Here is a 2907-nt window from a genome sequence, read left to right as displayed (position 1 = left end):
TATTTTCTTTCTATCCTCTGATAGTTTCCACCCACAGTTTTTATATTCCACAGAACGATTATTTTTCTGAAACTTGGGATAGCCTTTTTTACCTTTTATTTTTTTCTTACAATTGTCATAGAAACGGGCAATAGCTGACCAAGCCCGTTCGGCCGATGCTTGTCTAGCCATAGAATTTAGAGTATCGACAAACTTGAACTGTTTGGCGAGAACTGCACAATATTTATTGAGAGAATATTTATCGATTTTGTCTTCTCTCTTGGCATCCATCCAAAGCCTTAAAGCCTTATTACGGATGAATTGTACTGTACGAATAGCTTCATCAATGGCAGAACACTGACTTGGTTTAACCACGGCTTTCATTTCTAAGACAATCATTGTTTATCGACCTCAAACAACTTATTTTAAGTTAACCTGTAGAGCATCGGATTGTCAAGATTTTAGTTGACATCGAAGCTCTTACATCGAAGCCCCTCGAAATGTGTCGAAATGTGTCGAAATGTCGTGCTTCGTGTCACTGAGCTTGTCGAAGTGCTGTTTTATACTGGTCGGGGTTTCATCCCGTCGCGCTCAAGCGAGGGCTTCGGCCGTGATCTCAGCGTTCGACAAAAGCTCACGCCGAGGTCCGAACGGTCTTCACCCCGACATTCAAGATAAAATAATCAACAATCGACAGTTGAGGGAAAAAACTTGTTAGTTATCGGTTTAATCAGTGGCACATCGGTGGATGGTATCGATACCGCTTTAGTGGAGATTAGCGGTACAGTGGAATCTCCACAGGTGCAATTATTAGCTGGAGAAACCTATCCCTATTCCCCCCGATTACGCGAGACAATTTTACAAGTCTGTGGGGGAGAAAAGCTCGACCTTGAAGCTTTAGCCAGCTTAGATGATGATATCGCCGCAGAATTCGCCCGTGCCGCTTTAAATATCCAAAAAGAAGCCCCAAAAGCCCAATTAATCGGCAGTCACGGTCAAACCGTTTTTCATCGACCCCCCGCAAACGATCGCCTCGGTTACACGGTACAATTAGGACGGGGAGCAGCGATCGCAAAAATTACCCGTATTCCCACCATTAGTAATTTTCGCGCTGCCGATATCGCCCAAGCTGGTCACGGTGCGCCCCTAGTGCCGAAAATTGACGCTTATCTGCTTTCTCACCCCACTAAAGCCCGCTGTGTTCAAAATATCGGCGGTATTGGCAATTTAACCTATCTACCCCCCCGACAAAGGGAAAATTGGCAGCAAAAAATTTTCGGTTGGGATACTGGACCGGGCAACGTCCTCATCGATTTGGCCGTACAATTTTTGAGCCAAGGACAACAAACCTACGACCATAACGGTCAATGGTCGGCCCAGGGTCAACCCTGCTCCGAATTAGTTCATAAATGGCTACAGGAGCCTTATTTTCAACAATATCCCCCTAAATCCACTGGCAGAGAGTTATTTAGCCCCGCCTATCTAGCCCAATTGCGCGAGGATGCCCAAGCTTATTGCCTCAGTGATGCCGACTGGTTGGCTAGTTTAACCGATTTAACCGCCATTTCGATCGCCCACAGCTATCAAACCTTTTTGCCAGAAATGCCCGCGGAAGTGCTGCTCTGCGGTGGTGGCGCTCGTAATGCCTACCTGCGCCAACGACTCCTAGCACATTTGGGGTCAAATGTCAAGCTTTTGACCACTGATGAGGTAGGATTAAATAGCGATTTTAAAGAAGCGATCGCTTTTGCCCTCTTGGCCTATTGGCGCTGGCACAATTTCCCCGGTAATTTACCGCAAGTCACGGGGGCAAAAGCAGCGGTTTTATTAGGAGAAATTTACAGATGAGCAGCAGCTATGAAATATTTTCAACAATTCAACGCCAAAGGGTCAGCGATGGGCAAATAGTGCCAATTTTAAGCGATTGTGCCGATTATAAACGTCTTTTAATTCTTGTTTGGCCGCAATTGGGAGATTTTGATAGTCTCGAATACGCTTGGTGGTTAGAAAAAGAGGCAGCCCTTTGGCAAAATGCCGGGATAACCATTCGTGCCATCGGTATCGGCGATCGCAATTCAGGGTTAAAATTCGCTGAATATACGAAATTTCGGCAAGATTGGCTGTTTGTTGACCCCAAAGCCGAATTACATAATTTATTAGGACTTTATCGCGGTTTATCGCTAAAATTACCTGGGTTTTCTCCCGGGCAAAATGCTTGGTTAAATCTAATTTTTATGTGTGCGGGTGTGGGTAGTCCGGGGACTCTGGCCGAAGTGCTGCGGGGTTATCTTGGCGATCGCAAAGCCCCCCAATTAATTGCCGAGGAGGAAACAATGCAAGCGCGGCCTTTACCACCTTTCCGGGGTTCCCTATTCAATCTTGCTGGGGGTCAAGGTTTTCAGCGACCTTTTGAATTAGCCACCCTGAGACTTCGTAATATGAGTCAAGTTTTGGGCAATTGGTCAACATATATCCCCGATAGTAGTTATCTCACCCAACGGGGAGGGACTTTTTTATTTGATAGTCAAGGAAATTTACTCTATGAGCATCGGGATCAAGGTATCTTGGGATTTGCTGAGAATATGAGTTATCCCCTCGCTTTTTTGCAGGATTAAGCTTTTTTATTCTGCATCTCGCTCACTCCCAACTCTTGACTTTTACCTTTTCTAGCTGATAGCTAAAAAACTACTTAAGTAGGGCTTGCTGAATAATGGTAAAACCCTTTTAAAATAAGGCTTTTGACCTGTTAAAGTCCGATGTTAGTGCTGCGAAAATAGGATTGGGACTTTCAAAAACCTTGCATTATCCTTCTTGTAGTACATCGCTTGGTACACAAAACAAGGGCAACAAAGCCTGAAACGACTGGCTCCTGACGACCGGCTACTGACTCCTACCCCCAGGAAAAACTTTTTCAGCAGACCCTAATTA

General features: G+C 45.1%; 2 protein-coding genes and 1 pseudogene. 2 read left to right on the top strand and 1 reads right to left on the bottom strand.

Features of this window, described 5'->3' with window-relative positions:
- Positions 1–378, bottom strand: a pseudogene (locus O9332_RS04820) (RNA-guided endonuclease TnpB family protein); the annotation flags it as partial.
- Positions 379–690: 312 nt separating this feature from the next.
- Here O9332_RS04820 and O9332_RS04815 point away from each other — a divergent pair.
- Both O9332_RS04815 and O9332_RS04810 read left to right on the top strand, forming a co-directional pair.
- Entirely contained in the window at positions 691–1827 is a 1137-nt protein-coding gene (locus O9332_RS04815) for an anhydro-N-acetylmuramic acid kinase (protein WP_002758811.1), read from the top strand.
- On the top strand, positions 1824–2594 hold the full coding sequence (locus O9332_RS04810; RefSeq protein WP_002758812.1) for a peroxiredoxin-like family protein: 771 nt from the start codon (positions 1824–1826) through the stop codon (positions 2592–2594). The genes O9332_RS04815 and O9332_RS04810 overlap by 4 nt, the downstream gene beginning before the upstream one ends.
- The last annotated feature ends 313 nt before the right edge of the window (positions 2595–2907 follow it).

Source organism: Microcystis sp. LE19-10.1B, from assembly GCF_027530565.1.
Classification (GTDB): Bacteria; Cyanobacteriota; Cyanobacteriia; order Cyanobacteriales; family Microcystaceae; genus Microcystis; species Microcystis aeruginosa.
The sequence above is the reverse complement of the archived record's forward strand: the minus strand, read 5'-3'. Positions and strand labels throughout refer to the sequence as shown.

Coding starts and splice junctions, on each gene's coding strand:
- O9332_RS04810 (WP_002758812.1), top strand. CDS start 1,824: ATGAGCAGCAGCTATGAAATATTTTCAACAATTCAACGCCAAAGGGTC.